The organism is Nonomuraea sp. NPDC005650, assembly GCF_040605375.1.
In the GTDB taxonomy this organism is placed as follows: domain Bacteria; phylum Actinomycetota; class Actinomycetes; order Streptosporangiales; family Streptosporangiaceae; genus Nonomuraea.
The window spans coordinates 70,963-86,913 of sequence record NZ_JBEXCR010000034.1; the positions used below are offsets into that span (position 1 = coordinate 70,963).

At 68.7% G+C, this 15,951-nt stretch carries 14 protein-coding genes; 3 read left to right on the forward strand and 11 right to left on the reverse strand.

All coding sequences use genetic code 11. The features are described from left to right. Positions 1 to 25: 25 nt before the first annotated feature. Both ABZS69_RS45075 and ABZS69_RS45080 read right to left on the reverse strand, forming a co-directional pair. Positions 26 to 1,432 (reverse strand): aromatic ring-hydroxylating dioxygenase subunit alpha, encoded by a 1,407-nt coding sequence (locus ABZS69_RS45075; RefSeq protein ID WP_355384016.1) that lies wholly within the window; start codon positions 1,430 to 1,432, stop codon positions 26 to 28. Between the two features lie 66 nt (positions 1,433 to 1,498). Next, a complete protein-coding gene (locus ABZS69_RS45080) occupies positions 1,499 to 1,780 on the reverse strand; it encodes a ferredoxin (RefSeq protein ID WP_355384019.1) in 282 nt (93 codons plus the stop codon). A 511-nt stretch (positions 1,781 to 2,291) separates the two neighbouring features. Here ABZS69_RS45080 and ABZS69_RS45085 point away from each other — a divergent pair. Together ABZS69_RS45085 and ABZS69_RS45090 are read left to right on the forward strand one after the other, a co-directional pair. Next, positions 2,292 to 3,818, forward strand: a complete 1,527-nt coding sequence (locus ABZS69_RS45085) for an MFS transporter (RefSeq protein ID WP_355384022.1) — start codon at positions 2,292 to 2,294, stop codon at positions 3,816 to 3,818. Positions 3,819 to 3,901: 83 nt separating this feature from the next. Continuing rightward, positions 3,902 to 4,885, forward strand: coding sequence for an NAD(P)/FAD-dependent oxidoreductase (locus tag ABZS69_RS45090; protein ID WP_355384024.1), 984 nt, complete (start codon positions 3,902 to 3,904; stop codon positions 4,883 to 4,885). Between the two features lie 58 nt (positions 4,886 to 4,943). Here ABZS69_RS45090 and ABZS69_RS45095 read toward each other — a convergent pair whose 3' ends face one another. The 9 genes from ABZS69_RS45095 to ABZS69_RS45135 form a co-directional block, all read right to left on the reverse strand. Further along, on the reverse strand, positions 4,944 to 6,533 hold the full coding sequence (locus tag ABZS69_RS45095; protein WP_355384027.1) for an FAD-dependent oxidoreductase: 1,590 nt from the start codon (positions 6,531 to 6,533) through the stop codon (positions 4,944 to 4,946). Positions 6,534 to 6,634: 101 nt separating this feature from the next. After that, entirely contained in the window at positions 6,635 to 7,180 is a 546-nt protein-coding gene (locus tag ABZS69_RS45100; RefSeq protein ID WP_355384030.1) for a VOC family protein, read from the reverse strand. 172 nt (positions 7,181 to 7,352) lie between these two features. Continuing rightward, positions 7,353 to 7,796, reverse strand: a complete 444-nt coding sequence (locus tag ABZS69_RS45105) for a HepT-like ribonuclease domain-containing protein (RefSeq protein WP_355384031.1) — start codon at positions 7,794 to 7,796, stop codon at positions 7,353 to 7,355. Positions 7,797 to 8,148: 352 nt separating this feature from the next. Further along, on the reverse strand, positions 8,149 to 9,336 hold the full coding sequence (locus ABZS69_RS45110) for an FAD-dependent oxidoreductase (RefSeq protein ID WP_355384034.1): 1,188 nt from the start codon (positions 9,334 to 9,336) through the stop codon (positions 8,149 to 8,151). A 175-nt stretch (positions 9,337 to 9,511) separates the two neighbouring features. Continuing rightward, entirely contained in the window at positions 9,512 to 10,252 is a 741-nt protein-coding gene (gene fabG / locus ABZS69_RS45115; protein WP_355384037.1) for a 3-oxoacyl-ACP reductase FabG, read from the reverse strand. Between the two features lie 125 nt (positions 10,253 to 10,377). After that, positions 10,378 to 10,806 (reverse strand): carboxymuconolactone decarboxylase family protein, encoded by a 429-nt coding sequence (locus ABZS69_RS45120; RefSeq protein ID WP_355384040.1) that lies wholly within the window; start codon positions 10,804 to 10,806, stop codon positions 10,378 to 10,380. 82 nt (positions 10,807 to 10,888) lie between these two features. After that, the gene (locus ABZS69_RS45125; RefSeq protein ID WP_355384043.1) at positions 10,889 to 11,833 is read right to left on the reverse strand and encodes an SDR family NAD(P)-dependent oxidoreductase; all 945 of its coding nucleotides are present in this window, start codon (positions 11,831 to 11,833) and stop codon (positions 10,889 to 10,891) included. An 88-nt stretch (positions 11,834 to 11,921) separates the two neighbouring features. Next, positions 11,922 to 13,073, reverse strand: a complete 1,152-nt coding sequence (locus ABZS69_RS45130; protein WP_355384046.1) for an acyl-CoA dehydrogenase family protein — start codon at positions 13,071 to 13,073, stop codon at positions 11,922 to 11,924. Further along, positions 13,073 to 14,128: a 2,3-butanediol dehydrogenase gene (locus tag ABZS69_RS45135; protein WP_355384049.1), complete on the reverse strand. Its 1,056-nt coding sequence runs from the start codon at positions 14,126 to 14,128 to the stop codon at positions 13,073 to 13,075. The genes ABZS69_RS45130 and ABZS69_RS45135 overlap by 1 nt, the downstream gene beginning before the upstream one ends. Positions 14,129 to 14,370: 242 nt before the next feature. Here ABZS69_RS45135 and ABZS69_RS45140 point away from each other — a divergent pair, with 242 nt between their 5' ends. Further along, the gene (locus ABZS69_RS45140) at positions 14,371 to 15,894 is read left to right on the forward strand and encodes a long-chain fatty acid--CoA ligase (RefSeq protein ID WP_355384052.1); all 1,524 of its coding nucleotides are present in this window, start codon (positions 14,371 to 14,373) and stop codon (positions 15,892 to 15,894) included. Positions 15,895 to 15,951 lie beyond the last annotated feature (57 nt).

The window sequence follows — 15,951 nt, forward strand, 5'->3', positions numbered from 1 at the left end:
GCCCCGGAACAACTCAGCGCTCTCATCAGGTCCAGAGGAACCGGTCGGCGACACGGTGGTGGTTGTAGATGGTCATCTCCTGCTCCTCGCTGAGCCGGTGCCCGTCGAAGCTCGGGGAGTGCATGCCCACCGTGACCTCCTTCGCGTTCATCAGGTCCTGGGTGAAGACCTCGCCCAAGTCCGCCTCGCGGAAGTCCTCGAAGAACTGGGGCTGGAAGTCCCTCTTCTTGTCGTAGTCGGCGACCGGGACCTGATCCAGGCTGAATATCTCGAACAGGCAGCTGTCCGGGTCGGGGCCGTTCGGCCGCGCCCGGTACCCGAATGCGGAACCCTGGTTGGGCAGCAGGATGGTGTTCGGGAACACGTTCCACGCCGTACCGGCCTCCCCCCACTGCTGAGGGGTGATGACCGGCCAGTCGTAGCCCTCCGCGATCGACAGGCCCCGGTACAGCTGGAGGAAGTACTGACCGGCGGTCATCCCCTCCGGCACGTCCGCGGTCTTGAGCGCCTCGGCGGCCCGCCAGCTCCGCTCGTTCTCCAGGCCGCGCATGTCGTCGGCGATGTACTGAACGCTCAGCGCGACGCTGAGCCGCTCGTCGATCACGCCGTCCGTGTTCCGCCGGCTCGGATCCTTGCCGGCGGACTTCGTGTTCTTCTTCTGCCCGACGCTCGAGTAGTGGGCGTGCCGCTCGTACGCCGTCGTGGGCGCCCACATCCGGTTCTCGAGTTCCTTCAGTGAGGCGATGTTCGTGTTCGATTTGTCGAACCGATGAAGCTGCGGGTGCGTCCCCGCCACGTGGTACGCCTCGAGGAACCCGTCCAGCGCGGTCTTCCAGTTGCAGGGCAGGATCACGCCCTTCATCCAGCGGTACCGCATGTTCTGGAACTGGAACGGCTCGAAGATTCTCGGGATCGGGTCGAGGTACTCCAGCAGCGGCGCGGCGTTCGGGTCCATGTTGATGAACACGAATCCGCCCCACTGCTCCGCCCGCACCCTGACCAGACCCAGGTCGTCGTCCGAGCGCGGCACGAACTCCTCACGGTCGAGCACCAGCCGGATCGAGCCGTCCAGGTTCCACCGCCACCCGTGGAACGGGCAGATGATCGAACCGACCCGGCCCCGGCCCCGCGCGAGGCGGGTGCCGCGATGCCGGCACGCGTTGTAGTACGCCCGGATCGAGTCCTTGGCCTCCCGTACGATCAGGATCGAGTGGGAGCCGATCTCGTGCTCGACGAAGCATCCGACGCCTGGCAACTCCTCGACCCGGCAGGCCATGAGCCACGTCCGCGTGAACATCTTCTCGAGCTCCAACTTCAGGAAGTCGGGATCGAGGTACCGGGTCTTGGGCACGTACGCCTGGGCAAGCCGGTACTTCTCCGGGACCATCTCGGCGGGGACGTCGCCCTCGAACCACGGAGTCTTACCGCGCACACGAGGTTCAAGCACCATGGACACCGAAATCACTCCTCCACTACTCGTACGTCTGCGAAGCGGGTGTCAGCCCGCCTCAGGGCCGGCGACCTCGACTCCGTCCTCGCGCCGCACCACATGGATGCAGTTGCCCGGGCACCCGTCAGCGGCGTCGATCACCTCCAAGCGCAGGTTCTCCGGCACGTTGGCCTGCGCGCCCTCCGCCGTCAGCAGTTCCTGCTCCTCGGAGTTCTTGACGTAGGCCAGCCCGTCGCCGCCGAACTCGAAGACCTCGGGCGCGTACTGGACGCACAGACCGTCACCGGTGCACAGGTGCTGATCGATCCACACCCGTACTTCATCGCTCATGAACCGACCTCCTCATCCGTGAATGCTCCGAGCACCTCACGAGGTGCGGACATCCATGAAAAGCATCCACGCCCGTCGCCCTACCGCGGAGCCGCGCGTATTCGCCATTCGTCGCCAGCGCAGTGGCGCTGAAGACGACTCTCTCCACGGTGTCTCCGGCCGTCCACCGCCCGTCCCATCTGATGGAATCAGCGGTGACGGACCGGCTTCGGCGAGTCATACACTCGCCGGACCACCCGCTGCCATGTCGCGCGAGCCGGGTGGCGGCGTCCCGGTCGGCGGCCTCGGGGTGCCTCTGTTCCCATGCGAGGGCCGCGCCCTCGACGTGGGACGACCGGACGCGCGCGGAATCCCGCCGGCGCGGCGGCGGGACGTGATGGGCACAGGACGGCGTCGTCCCAGACGCCGCACCTCGAACGTCAACCCATATCCCCGCTGGCGGAAGCGAGACGCGCCACGACCGCCACCCATCTCCAGCCGGAGGGCTCTCATGGTGGAACCACCCCACGCAGTGAACGGGTCAGCAACCAGGGGCGGCCCCGCCGCCGGCCAGGGCTGGACCGCTCGGCTCGTCCTGTCGACGATCTTCATGGCCATGGTCCTCGAGGCGCTGAGTCTTGGCGCCTCCATGATCTCGATCGGGCTCCCGAGCGTCCTCAAGGAGTTCCCGACGACCCAGGGCGGCTGGCTGACCACCGTCTACTTCCTGGCCGGGGCGGTGTCTGCTCCGCTGCTCGGAAAGGCCGCGGACCTGTATGGCAAACGGCGGACTCTCATGGTCACCATGCTCGTCTCGGGTGTGGGCGCCGTCATCTGCGCGCTGGCCCCCAGCTTCGCCGTCATGGTGGTGGGCCGGACGCTACAGGGCGTCGTCCTGGCGACGCTCTCGCTGGTCCCCTCCCTTATCCGGGACGTCTACCCGCCGCGGCAGGCCGTCCTCGCATCGAGTATCACCGTCAGCGGGATGGGGGCGTTCGCGCTGGTCTCGCCACTTCTCATCGGCTGGCTCATCTCGGTCGGGGGCTTTCGGGGGCTGTTCTGGTTCGACGCGGTCTGGACGTTCACGCTGTGCCTGGCGATCCGGCTGAGCACCCCTGAGTCGACGTTGCGCCGCACGGCCCGCCCGGATGTCCTCGGCGGGGCTCTGCTCGCCGCCGGCGTCCTGGCCGTGCTGCTCTACGTGAGCATGGGCCGAGCCTGGGGCTGGGGGTCGGTGGCCAGCATGATCCTGCTGCTGGCCGGCGCCCTGCTACTGGCGTCCTTCTACCTGCACACGCGCCGGGGACCGGAGCCGATCGTCAAGCTCTCGCTGTTCCGCCGTAAGCCGCTGTTGTTCGTCGCGGTCGGCGGCGCGACCGCTTACGCCATCTCCGCGTCGACCTTCCAGCTGATCCCGATGCTCGCCATGACTCCTCGCGAGGCCGGGGGCACCTACGGGCTCGGGTTCACCACCTTGCAGTACGCCTCCGTCGAGACCCCGAAGGCGCTGGTGTCGGTGCTCGCCGGCCTGCTGCTCGGATTCATGGTCGCCCGTGGTCGGCACCCCCGGCTCTTCCTGACCCTGGGCCTGGTCGCGTGGGCGATCGGCACGACGCTGCTCGCGTTGCGCAACGACACCTACGGCGACCTCCTTCTCGGCGCCCTGGTGGTCGGCATCGGGGGCGGTCTCACGGTCGCAGGTGTACCGAACCTCGTCATGCGTGCGACGCCCGCCGGCGACCAGGGCTCCACCGCCGGCGCCGTGCAGCTCTGCCAGACCGGGTTCGCGTCCATTCTGCCCACCGTGATGTTCGCGGTGCTGGCCCCATACGCCACGATCATGCCCGGGGGCGGTGTGGTCTACGCGGAAACGGGCTTCCGCCTCTGGCTGCTGATATCGACCGTGCTGGCGGTCGGCATGGTCCTGATCGGCGTGACGTTCCTGCGCGAGCGGCGCGACGAAGCCGTGGAGTTCGCCGTCGAGGAGCGACCGCCCGCGGCGGTGTCCGCCGAAGCCGGGACCGCCATCGCCCAATCGGCCGAGACACCAAAGATCTGAGCAGCGAGTGACAGAACGCCCCGCCCGGCGATGGGCGGGGCGCCCTGTGACCGTTCCCTCATCACTCCCAGGAGGTCGAGAGCATGACCACCGACATCAGTACGGACATCCTCATCGTCGGCGCCGGCCCGGTTGGCCTCTACGGGGCCTACTGCGCGGGCTTCCGCGGGCTACGGACCGCCCTCGTCGACGCGTTGCCGCAGTGCGGCGGTCAGATCACGGCGCTCTACCCGGAGAAGGAGATCCGCGACATCGCGGCCGTCCCGGGTGCCCGCGGCCGCGACGTGGTCGCCGGGCTCAAGGACCAGGCTGACGCGTTCGGCCCCACCTATCTGCTCGGCCGTCAGGCGGTCGGGCTCGCCCGCTCCCCCGCCGGGCGGCCGCAGGTCACCCTTTCCGACGGCATCGTGGTCGACGCCGGTGCGGTCGTGGTGACAGCCGGGATAGGTACGTTCACCCCGCGACCGCTCCCTGCCGGAGAGGAGTTCCTCGGGCACGGGCTGAGCTACTTCGTCCCGGAACCAGCGGAGTACTCCGACCGGGACGTCCTCGTCGTCGGCGGAGGGGACAGCGCGGTCGACTGGGCACTGGCCCTGCACCCGATCGCCCGCTCGGTGACCCTCGTACACCGCCGCGGCACGTTCCGGGCACACGCGGCGAGCGTGCGCGAGGTGCACGGGTGCGGCGTCGAGATCGTGACCAACGCCCAGGTCGTGGCCTTGGTCGGCGATGACCGGGTGCGCGAGGCGCACCTGCGGGTCGACGGTGAGGACGAGGTCCGGGTGCTGAAGGTCGACGCGGTCGTGGCCGCGCTCGGCTTCATCAGCAACCTCGGCCCGCTCGCCGACTGGGGTGCGGAGCTGGAACGGCGCACGATCGTCGTCGACACCCGGATGCGCACCACGGTGGACCGGCTGTACGCCGCCGGCGACATCACCGCCTACCCCGGGAAGGTTCGCTTGATGTCCGTCGGCTTCGGGGAGGTCGCCACCGCCGTCAACAACGCCGCGGTCGCCCTTGACCCCGAGCTGTCGCTGTTCCCCGGTCACTCGACCGAGTCCACCTGAACGCCGGCACCCTCTCGGGGAGACTCTCCCGAGAGGGTGCCGGAGCGGTGCCCGGTCGCTATTGGCTCCCGCCGGCCATGTCGAGGGCGGCGATGTAGGAGAAGGCCATCGACGAGCCCACAGGGCCTCCCGCGCCCGGGTAGACCCGGCCGGACATCGGGGCCATCGTGTTCCCCGACGCGTACAGGCGGGGGATCACCGAGCCGTCGGGCCGGAGGACACGCGCGTGGTCATCCGTCTTGAGGCCTCCCTTGGTCCCCAGATCGGACAGCACGATGGTGGCCGCGTAGAACGGCGGCTTGTCGATGACGCCCAAGCACGGATTGGGGCCATCGGTGTGGGCCCCGACGCCCTCCACGATCGAGAGGTCCCAGGGTGCCTCTCCACGATGGAACTGCTCGTCCGTGCCGCTGCGGGCGTACCCGTTGAACTCGTCGACCGTCTTGGTGAGCGCGCCCGCGGGTATGCCGATCTGGTCCGCGAGCTCCTCGAGCGTGTCGGCCCGCTTCAGAACGCCCGCATCGAGGAACTTCTCGACATCGAACCATCCCGGGACCTGTGGCGCGACGGGCAACACCGCGAATGCCTTCTCGTTGTCGATCTGGCGCTGGTCGAACACCCAGTGTGTGGGGATGTGGGACACGCCCGAGATCGTGTGCGCCCGGAGCATCTCGTGGCCGGCCCGGTCGTATGGCAGGCGCTCGTTCATGTAGCGCTGCCCGGCGGCATTGACCCAGATGCCACTCCACACCGACGTGTAGAACACCGGGCGCGAGTCGGGCACGACGAGACCCGGCGCATACCACGACTCCTCGAGCAGGTCGGCCGCCGCACCGATGGCGATGCCCGCGGTCAGGGCGTCACCGGTGTTGCCCTCGCACCCCTGAGTCCATTCGTCGGTGACCCCGGGCTGGAACTGCTGGCGGAGTTCGCCGTTTCGCTCGTATCCGCCGGCTGCGAGGAGCACCCCTCGGTCAGCGCGGAACGTCACCCGCTTGCCTTCGCTGATCGCCTCGATTCCGACCACAGCGCCGTCCTCGACGAGGAGGCGCTCCAGCGCGGTGTTCGTCCGCACCGTGCCGTTGCCGGTCTCCATGAACGCGAGCAACGCACGACCGATGAGGGCCTGCCCACCGATCATCACCCGGCCCGGATCGACGCCCCAGCGCTCCGTCCAGAGCGGCCTGCGCACCAGGGCCTCGAGACTACCGAGTTCAGAACGGGCGAAGTCCGGCGGGAAGATCGTGCGCCCCTGCGGCAGGCTACCGGGCAGCCCGGCGAAGTAGTCGGGGACGCCCCGCCATTCGAACCACTGGAACAGGGGATTCTTCTCCAGCTCGTCGATCATGCGAGGTCCCGCCTGCAAGAACGCCTCCCGCAGCGAGGCCGGCGAGTCGCCACCGACGATGGAGTCGAGATACGGACGTGCGACGTCGGGTCCGTCCTCGATGCCGGCTCGACGCTCGGCGGCGTTGCCGGGGAGCCATATCCCGGCGCCGGAGTAGGCCGTCGTCCCGCCGACGTATTCGGTCTTCTCGATGACCAGCGTACGCAACCCGCGGGACGCCGCGGCGTAGGCGCCGACGAGACCTGCCCCCGAGCCGACGACGATGACATCGTAATGATCAGACACGCCTTCGCCGCTCATGATGATCCTTCCAGGAAATGTCAAGCGTTGGATCGTCACGGCGGAACGAGAACCGAAGACCGCCGTGCCGAGAAATAGTCCGTCTTCATTGACGAAAGCGTTTAGCCTCGGATCAGATTCGAGGCCGCTTCGAGCTGGGCGAACCCCTGGGCGCTGTCCGGCCCGAGTTCCATGACCTCGACGAAGTGCCCCAACTCTGCTCTCATGTCGAGATATCCGAAACGAATGCCGCCGCTGTCCCCGAACTGCTTCCAGGTCTTGCCGCTCGCCGTGACGGCGGCCGCGGCCTCGTCGAAGTCATCGACGACGAAGCCAAGGTGATGCAGCGTCGCCGGCTCCCCGGGCCTGATGGCGTCCCGGTACAGGTCGACGGCGCCGCTGACCGGGCGGATGATCTCCAAGTTCGTCGGACCCGCGTTGACCAGGACTACGTCGATGACCCATTCGTCGGCCACCTCACCATCGACCACCACGAAGGCGGACCTCGGGTCGCCGACGTTGAGCGGGGGGCGACCGCCGCCCAGTGAGGACTTGTAGTGCTTCACGCAGTGCACCGTCCCCAAACGGGACTCGAGGTACGACGCTGCGGCGTCGATGTCATCCGTTACGTAGCCAACCTGCATGAAATTGCGGAAGAGGTCGCTCAACGATCGCACCCAGACCCCCTAGGTTCCGGTGAACGGCGCCGCGTATTCTCGCCGCCCGATTGCCATTCAGCGCAGGAGACGACTCTCCACTGTGGCGTCTTCGGTCGTCCACAGGACGTCCCATCAGACGGAATCAGCGCCGATGAAGGCCCGCCCACCCCATCAAGAGGACTCAGCCCTCCAGGGCACGGGCCGCGGTCCAGCGGGCCACCTGTCGCACGTACTCCCTGTACGCGGACAGCGCGGCGGACACGACCGCCGCGACCTCCTCGGGTTCGGCGTCCAGGCACAGCTGCATGAGGACGTTGTGCGGGCCGTCCGTCGGCGCGAGGGCGATGGCCAGCTCCGCGTCGATCATCCCGGCTTGCGCGGCCGCGCTGAACGAGGCAGCGATCGACTGCGGCGCTTCACCCAGCACTGCCACGGAGACATGCCTGTTGATCGCGAAGGCCAGGTCGACCAGGAGCGCCAGGATCCGCTCGACGACGAGCCCGGTCGCCGGATCGCTCTCCAGACGCGCGAGGTCCACCGGCCCGAGGGCGTCGAGCTGCCCGATCGACCTGCGCATCGTGATGAGCCTGTGCTCGACCGAACCACAGTCCAGGCGTGGGGTCACCGGTCGATCATCTCCAGGTGGAGTCGCCGGTCAGCGTGCGCGCCCATCCGCTCCGCCGGCCCTTCCCTCGATGTGCTCACGTCCGTATCGTCCCACATCTGTGATCTGTGACCCGTAGCCAGATCATCCGCGACGGCGACGGTTGGGCCGAGAGGCCGAGCTCGGCTCGTAGCCGTCGCTGCAGGTCGTCGGGAACGGTGTGCGGCGAGATTCCGGGCCGCGTCAAGGGTACGGGCGCGCACTCGCCAGGAAGGCCGCGCGCGCGAGCACCGGTTCCACGCACCCCACGGCACCAGATCCATTGCCGGGTGCGGCGGGCGGCCCATCGAGCCCGGTTTCGCCTTCGAGTCGGTCACTGCATGGAAGCGAAGGCATCGAGCGAGCCGAGCACCTCCTGACGACGCAGGCGAGACTGCTTGGGCATGTTCCAGCCGAGGACGCCCGTGACCACCCCCTCGCTGTGATAGCGCGCGACGAAGCGCCGGGCTGACACGTCACCGTCAACGATGTGCACCTCTGCGCCGGCGGACAGCACGCCGTGCACCTGGATCTTCGCGTCGAACTGATCGGTCCAGAAGTACGGGACCGGCTCGTAGGGGCGGTCCTCCCCCAGGATCACATCGGCGACGGCCGCGGCCTGCTCCATGGCGTTCGTGCGGTTCTCCAGGCGGATCAGTCGGCCGAGCCGCTCGTGGTACCAGCGCGCTACGTCACCGACCGCGTAGATTCCCTCCGCCGCACGGCACCGGGAATCGCACACCACGCCGTTCTCGAGGCGCAATCCACTGTCCACCAGCCACTCCGTCGCTGGGGATCCGCCGATTGCGACCACCGCCACGTCGGCCGGCAGGACCTCACCCGTCGCCAGTCGCACGCCGACGACCCGCCCTCCATCATCGACCAAGCCCACGACGCCGACGCCCAGCCTCAGCCGGACTCCGCGCTCGCCGTGCAGCTCGCCCAGCAGCCCCGAGACCAGCGAACCCACCTGCAGCGCCATCGGGGCCGGCTGCGGACCGGTCATGGTCACGTCGACGCCCAATGTCCGGGCGGTGGCCGCGATCTCAGCACCGAGAACGCCTTCCCCGACGACCACGAGCCGGGAGCAGGCAAGCAGGTCCTGCCGCAGCGCCAGCGCATCGTCGAGCGTACGCAGCACATGTGCGCCGGTCAGCCCCGTCTGCCCGGGCAGTGTGCGGGGCCGTACGCCCGTGGCGATCACGATCGCTTCCGCCCGGAGACCCCTGCCGGACCGTGTGCGCACCGTCCGCGTCACCGGATTCAGCGCGATCGCCGGGTCGCCGAAGATGAACCGGGCGTCCAGCGCCGCCAGAGCCTCCTGCGCGCGTAACGATGCACGTGCAGGCTCCCACGCACCGGAGAGAACCTGCTTGGACAGCGGCGGCCGGTCGTACGGAGCATGCGGTTCGTCGCCGAGCATCGTGATCTCGCCGGTGTACCCCTTGCGGCGTAGCGCCTCCACGGTGGCGAGCCCGGACGCGGAAGCCCCGACCACCAGCACTCGGGCCGGGGGCGTCATCGGACCGGCCCGTGGAGGCACGTGCCGGTCGCAGCGCGGCACCCGGTCATGGTCGATACCGGGAGCCGGGAGGTGCCTCGGCGGACGCGATTGCCCTGGATGTCCTCGATCGTCACAGCGGACTCCTGTCGCAGCTCTGGTGCGATGTTCACCGCACGCCAAAACGTTCTATGGTTCAGAGCAGGTAGCGGCCACCGTTGGTGCTGAGCGTCTGGCCGGTCACGTAACCGGCTCCCTCGGAGGCGAGGTACGCGACCGCGTAGGCGACGTCCTCCGGCCGGCCGGCCCGCTTCATCGGCATCGTCGCCGCGACTGCGTCCACATCTACGGGGCCTTCGCGCACCAGGGGAGTGTCGATGAATCCCGGCGGGACGTGGTTCACGGTGATGCCCTTGTCGGCGTACTCGATCGCCAGGGCCTTGGTGAGGCCTATGACACCGCCCTTGGAGGCGACGTAGTGGCTCATGGCGGGCGCTCCGGTCTGCGCAGACGACGAGGAGATGTTGACGATTCGGCCCCATCCGGCCTCGAGCATGTCGGTCACCAGTTCCTTCGTGACCAGAAACGGCCCCTTGAGGTTGATCCTGATCATGCGGTCCCAGGATTCCTCGGTGATGCTCGTGAAGGGCTCGTAGGCGGTGACCCCGGCATTGTTCACGAGGATCGCGACCGGCCCGAGCTCGCTCCGAGTCCGGGTCGCCGCCGCGGCCACGGCAGCGGCGTCGGCCGCGTCGCCCGCCAGCGCGATCGCCGTGCCGCCGGCCGCGCGGATCGCGGCGGCCGTCTCCTCCGCGCCCTCTGAACTGAGGTCCCAGACCGAGACCGCGGCGCCCCGGCCCGCGAGCACGGTCGCGATCGCCCGTCCGATGCCGCGTCCGCCGCCGGTGACGACCGCGACCTTTCCTCCTAGCGACATGTGCGCTCCTTGAATGCCCTGATGTCGTGATATCGAGTGCCGATGGCCCGGTGACAGGGTCCCGGCGTCTTTGGGTCCGTGTCCGTCCGCGCGATCGCGTCGCGACGGAGACGCGGGCGCCTTAGCTAGCTCTCCAGCGCCTCGCGGGCGGCGTTGCGGGCCGCTGTCGCCGCGGGGAATCCGGCGTAACCACTGGCGTGGTAGATGACCTCAGCGATCTCTTCCTTGGTCAATCCGTTCGTCATCGCGATCTGGAAATGGGTCTTCAGCTCGGTCTCGGCTCCGAGTGCGATCAGGATGCCGAGCGTGACCAGGCTGCGGTCGCGGCGGCCGAGCTCTGCGCGGGCCCATAGGGAGCCCCAGACGCTGGTGAGGCCGATCTCGACGAGTTCCTCTCCAAGTCGGCCGTCGCGCAGGTCGAGGTCACCCTCGGGGAACCTGCCGGGGAGCGCCTCGCGCATGGCCTGGAGACCGGCCGCCCGCAGATCGGCCTGGCCGTTGTGCCTGGGGGAAACCTGAGCGGGCTCCGCCCCGTCAACGGGCTCATCCCTCATATACGGCTCCTCTCCGTGTCACATCGATGCGTTTCATGGCCAGACGCGGACCAGCCGATCGGAAGTGGTCGCGTGCTACCGCTCACGAGGACGCGGCATCCGCACTCGGCGCGAACTGGTGCTTCAGGAATGAGCCGGACCAGGCCATCAGGTCGGACGGCACGTAGTAGCCGGTCTCATCGTTGATGGCGTCCCAGTTCCCGGAGACGTCCTCGATCGTGGGCATGCCATCGTGATGCAGGTAGCCCTCGGTCGAGGCGATGAACAGCCGGGCGAAGCGTCCGGCCCCCGCCGTATAGATCTCGCCGTTGACCGGGCAGCTCTCGTGCGCGAGGAACGCGACCATCGGCGCCACCGCCTCTGAGGACATGAAGCGCTGCTCGGGGGAGGTCTCCGCGGCGCTGCCCAGGGGATCGCCGCCGGCCATCCGGGTGTACGCCGCCGGCGCTATCAGGTTGACCTTGATCCCGTGCGCTTCTCCGGCCAGCTTCGCGCTGCGGGCCAGGCCCACCAGGCCCGCCTTCGCCGTCGCGTACGACAGGTTGTTGCCCAGGCCGAGCAGACCGCTCGAGGTCGTCAGCACGACGCGGCCGTAGCCCTGATCGACGAAGTGCGGCCAGACGGCCCTGGTCGTGTTGAACGCACCGATGAGGTGGACGGCGAGATGGCGCCAGAGGTTGTCCAGATCGACCTCCGGCAGGCCGGCGTATTTGATGATCCCGGCATTGTTGACGACGATGTCGACGCGGCCGAAGTTCTCGAGTGCGGTGTCAACGATCGCCTGGCCGCCCTCCTGCGTGGACACGTCGTTGATGTCGGCCACGGCGTCGCCGCCCGCGGCGACGATCTCCTTGACGACGGCCTGCGCCGGAGCGGCGTCGACGCCGTCGCCCTCCATCGATCCGCCGAGGTCGTTGACGACGACCTTCGCTCCCCGCTCCGCCAGGAGGCGGGCGTGTGCCCGCCCGATACCCCGGCCGGCGCCGGTGACGATGGCGACGCGCCCGTCGAACCTGAAATCGTTCATGCGTGACTCCTGTCGCGCTCCATTGCCGCGCCAAGCCCGGCTCGACTCAGAATTTCTTGATGGATGACCTGGACCCGGGCGGGCCGAATCACCTGGTCAACGCCCGCGCGATGACGTTGCGCTGCACCTCGTTCGTGCCTTCGCCGATCTCCAGGATCTTGGCGTCGGCGTAGAACCTGGAGATTTCCGATTCGCGAATGTAGCCGTAACCTCCGTGGATCTGCAGGCTTTGGGAGGCGGCGCGGTTGGCGAGCTCCGAAGCGTACAGCTTGGCCATGGCCGCTTCCTTGGCGTGTGGCCGTCCCTGGTCGGCGAGCCAGGCGGCGCGGTAGACCAGGCCGCGGGCGGCCTCGTACTCGGTCGCGATATCGGCGATCTTGTGGGAGACGGCCTGGAAGGCGGTCAGCGGCCGCCCGAATTGCCGGCGGGTCCTGGCATGCTCCACCGCCAGCCGCAGCGCGGCCTTGGCGAGCGACAGCGACAGCGCGGCGACGCTGATGCGTCCCTTGTCCAGGACGGCCAAGAACTGCCGCAGGCCGTTGCCCTCCTGTCCGACCAGGTGCTCCGCCGGAATCCAGCAGTCCTCGAAGACCAGCTCGCGGGTGTCGAGCGCATGCCAGCCGAGTTTCTTCAGCCGCTGCCCCTTGGTGTAGCCGGCCGCGCCGTCGGGGATGAAGAACGTGCCGTAGCGTTTCCCGCCGTCCGGTGTCGTTCCGGTCACCGCGAGGATGGTCACGCCGAGGCTCATGTCGGTGCCGGCGTTGCTGATGAACATCTTGGTGCCGTTGATCAGCCAGCCGTCGCCGGAGCGCTCGGCGCGGGTAGTGATCCCCGCCGCGTCCGACCCGGCTTCCGGCTCGGTAAGGCCGAACGCGCCGAGCTTCTCCCCCGTGGCCAGCGGGCGCAGCCAGTCCTCTTTCTGCTGCTCGGTACCGAACTCCGCCAGCGGCAAGCTGGCAATGGTCGAATGGGCGTTCCACGCGGCGGCCACCGACTGGTCGACCGCGCCGAGCTCCTCCATCACCGCGACGTAAGCCACCATGCCGGCATCAGAGCCGCCGTACTTCTCCGAAACGAGCATCCCCATCAGTTCGAGCTCTCCGAGCTGCCGGAACAGCCGGCTGGGGAAGAGTTCGTCCTCTGACCAGCGCGCCGCGTGCGGCGCGATCTCCTTGGCAGCGAAGTCCCGGCACATCTCCTGCAAGGAGACGATCTCGGGCGGCAGGTCGAAGTCCATCATCACAGCTCTTTCGGGGTCAGCAGCACTTTCAGGTGGTTTCCTCGTCCGGCGGCGAGGCCGGCGAACAGCTCCGGGCCGGCTTCGAGCGGGAACCGACCGGTGATCATGCGGGCGGGATCGAGCGCTCCGCTGTCCAGCAGGGCGACGACCCGGGGGACGTCGTATTGGTAGCCCAGGCTCCCCACGAGCGTGCGCTCGTAGAAGGTGAGCGCGGTCAGGTCGAGCGAGGCGGGCCGGTCGCCGATGCCCGCCAGCACGATGCGCCCGCCGCGGCGCGCCGCGGAGATGGCCACCGCGGCCAGTTCGGGGACGCCGGTGGCCTCCACGACGACGTCCGGGCCGACCCTGCCCGTTCGCAGGTAGACCTCGCGGCGGACATCGGACGCGCCCGGATCGTACGTCTCGGTCGCCAGGTCGGCGATTCGCTTGCGCCGCTCGGGGACCGGCTCGCTGACGAAGACACCGGCGGCGCCGGCGACCCGCGAGGCGATCGCGGCCGCGACCCCGATCGGACCGCCCCCCAGGATCAGCACGTTGTCTCCGGGGGCGACGCCGCCGCGTCGTATGGCGTGCAGGCCGACGGAGAGCGGCTCGGCCAGCGCGGCCAGCTCGTCCGAGACCCCGTCCGGCACCCGTACGAGACCGGCGGCGGGAACAATGACCAGTTCGGCCAGACCGCCCGGCGAGGCGAGGCCGACCGAGCCGCCCTTCGGGCAGATGTGGTACTCGCCGCGAACGCACCAGCGGCAGGTACCGCAGCTCCAGCACGGGTCGACCGCCACCCGGTCGCCGACCGCAACGCCGGGGACCGGGCCGCCGAGCGCCCGCACGATGCCGCTGATCTCGTGACCCAGCGCCAGCGGCGGCCGATGCCAGGTCAAAGGGTGCGGCCCGGAGCGGATCATGTGCGGACCGGCGGCGTACTCGTGAACGTCCGTGCCGCATATCCCGCAGTACGCCACCTCGACCAGGGCTTGGCCGGGCTCTGGAAGCCCCGGCTCCGGCACTTCCTCCAAGCGCAGGTCCCGTGGTCCATGCCAGCGCAGAGCCCTCATAGCTCCCCCTTGGTCGGACGCCCTGAAATTTGAACGGTTGGTCTATGAAATAGTCACATCGTCGCAACTGTCAAGCTCGGAGCCGCTTTTGCGGGGTCGTGACCCAGCGTTTCTGCGTGCTCAAGAACGTCCTTGTCAGGCCACCGACGGCAGGTTTAGGGTGCCTTGCATCCGATTCATAGACCATGTGGAAAAATTTATGAGGCCACGACGGGGCAGGGCCCGGAAGGAGAAGGCCGCACATGTACAGTCTCGCGAGCGTTCTCGACCAGCACGCGGCACGGCGACCTGACAAGACCGTCCTCACCCAGGGAGACCGGCGTCTGACCGGGGCCGAGCTGCGCAACAGGGTCGGCGCGCTCGCCCGCGGGCTGCTCGACCTGGGCGTCGGCCGCGGCGACGTGGTCGGGATCCTCCTTCACAACCACCTCGAATTCCTGGAACTGGTCTTCGCGGTCAACCGGATCGGCGCGGTCTTCCTGCCGCTCAACTTCCGGCTCGCCCCCGCCGAGTGGGAGTACATCCTCCGGGACGCCGAGGCGGCCGCGGTCGTCACCGAGAGCGAGTTCGCGGGGGCGATCGACGACCTGGCGCCGAGCCTGTCGTCGCTGCGCCACCGGGTCATCCTCGACGCTCCTGCGCCCCGCGGCTGGACGTCCTACCCCGCATTGGTGGAAGAGAATCACGGCAGCCCCCGGCCGGAACCGGTGGACGTGGGCGAGGACGAACTGCAGCGGCTCATGTACACCTCGGGCACCACCTCGCGGCCCAAGGGAGTCCGCATCACTCACGGCAACGTGATTTACAAGAACCTGGGGCAGATCATCCACCTGGGTCTCACTCACGAGGACAAGACCCTGGTGTGCGGACCGCTCTATCACGTCGGCGGGCTCGACCTCCCCGCCCTCGCGACCTGGCATGCCGGCGGCAGCCTGGTGCTGCTGCGCAAGTTCGACGCCGGGGATGTGCTGGCGGCGATCGCGAGGGAGCGGCCGACCAACCTCTGGCTGGCTCCGGCCATGGTGAACGCCGTGCTTCAGCAACCTCGGCTGTCGGACTGCGACACCTCGTCGGTGCGGTTCATCGCCGGGGGTGGCGAGAAGACGCCCGAGCCTGTCGTCCGCCGGATCATGGAGGCGTTTCCCAACGCCTGGTTCGCCGACGCCTACGGACTCACCGAAACCGTCTCCGGCGACACCTTCCTGGACCGGGAACACACCCTCACCAAGATCGGGTCGGTCGGCCGCCCGATCCCGCACGTCCGCGTGCGCGTAGTCGACGACGAGGGCCGGGACGTCCCGCCCGGCACGCTGGGCGAGATCGTGCTGCGTGGCCCCAAGGTCTTCTCCGGCTACTGGCGCGACGAGGCGGCCACGAACCAGGCAATCCGTGACGGCTGGTTCCACACCGGCGACATCGGGCGGCTGGACGAGGACGGGTTCCTGTACATCGAGGACCGCAAGAAGGACATGATCATCTCTGGTGGTGAGAACATCGCCACGCCCGAGGTCGAGCGGGTCCTGTACGAACACCCGGCGGTCCTGGAGGCCGCCGTCGTCGCCCTCGCTCACGAGCGCTGGGGGGAAGTCCCCAGGGCGTTCGTCGTCCTGCGGGCCGGCGAGAAGGTCACACCGGCGGAGATCCAGGAGTTCTGCCAGGCCAGGCTGGCCAGGTTCAAGGTGCCCGCGCGCGTGGAGATCACCGACCAGCTACCTCGGACCCCGTCCGGCAAGGTGCTCAAGCGCGTCCTGCGCGACCGCCCGTAGATGACCGCCTTCGACCTGACGGGCGGCCCAGCGGCCGCCACCCGGCCAGAGGGAGAG

Excerpts from the sequence above, each read along its gene's own strand:
- ABZS69_RS45080 (WP_355384019.1), bottom strand. The coding sequence starts at position 1,780 with ATGAGCGATGAAGTACGGGTGTGGATCGATCAGCACCTGTGCACCGGT.
- ABZS69_RS45090 (WP_355384024.1), top strand. The coding sequence starts at position 3,902 with ATGACCACCGACATCAGTACGGACATCCTCATCGTCGGCGCCGGCCCG.
- ABZS69_RS45095 (WP_355384027.1), bottom strand. The coding sequence starts at position 6,533 with ATGAGCGGCGAAGGCGTGTCTGATCATTACGATGTCATCGTCGTCGGC.
- ABZS69_RS45110 (WP_355384034.1), bottom strand. The coding sequence starts at position 9,336 with ATGACGCCCCCGGCCCGAGTGCTGGTGGTCGGGGCTTCCGCGTCCGGG.
- fabG (WP_355384037.1), bottom strand. The coding sequence starts at position 10,252 with ATGTCGCTAGGAGGAAAGGTCGCGGTCGTCACCGGCGGCGGACGCGGC.
- ABZS69_RS45120 (WP_355384040.1), bottom strand. The coding sequence starts at position 10,806 with ATGAGGGATGAGCCCGTTGACGGGGCGGAGCCCGCTCAGGTTTCCCCC.
- ABZS69_RS45125 (WP_355384043.1), bottom strand. The coding sequence starts at position 11,833 with ATGAACGATTTCAGGTTCGACGGGCGCGTCGCCATCGTCACCGGCGCC.
- ABZS69_RS45130 (WP_355384046.1), bottom strand. The coding sequence starts at position 13,073 with ATGATGGACTTCGACCTGCCGCCCGAGATCGTCTCCTTGCAGGAGATG.
- ABZS69_RS45135 (WP_355384049.1), bottom strand. The coding sequence starts at position 14,128 with ATGAGGGCTCTGCGCTGGCATGGACCACGGGACCTGCGCTTGGAGGAA.
- ABZS69_RS45140 (WP_355384052.1), top strand. The coding sequence starts at position 14,371 with ATGTACAGTCTCGCGAGCGTTCTCGACCAGCACGCGGCACGGCGACCT.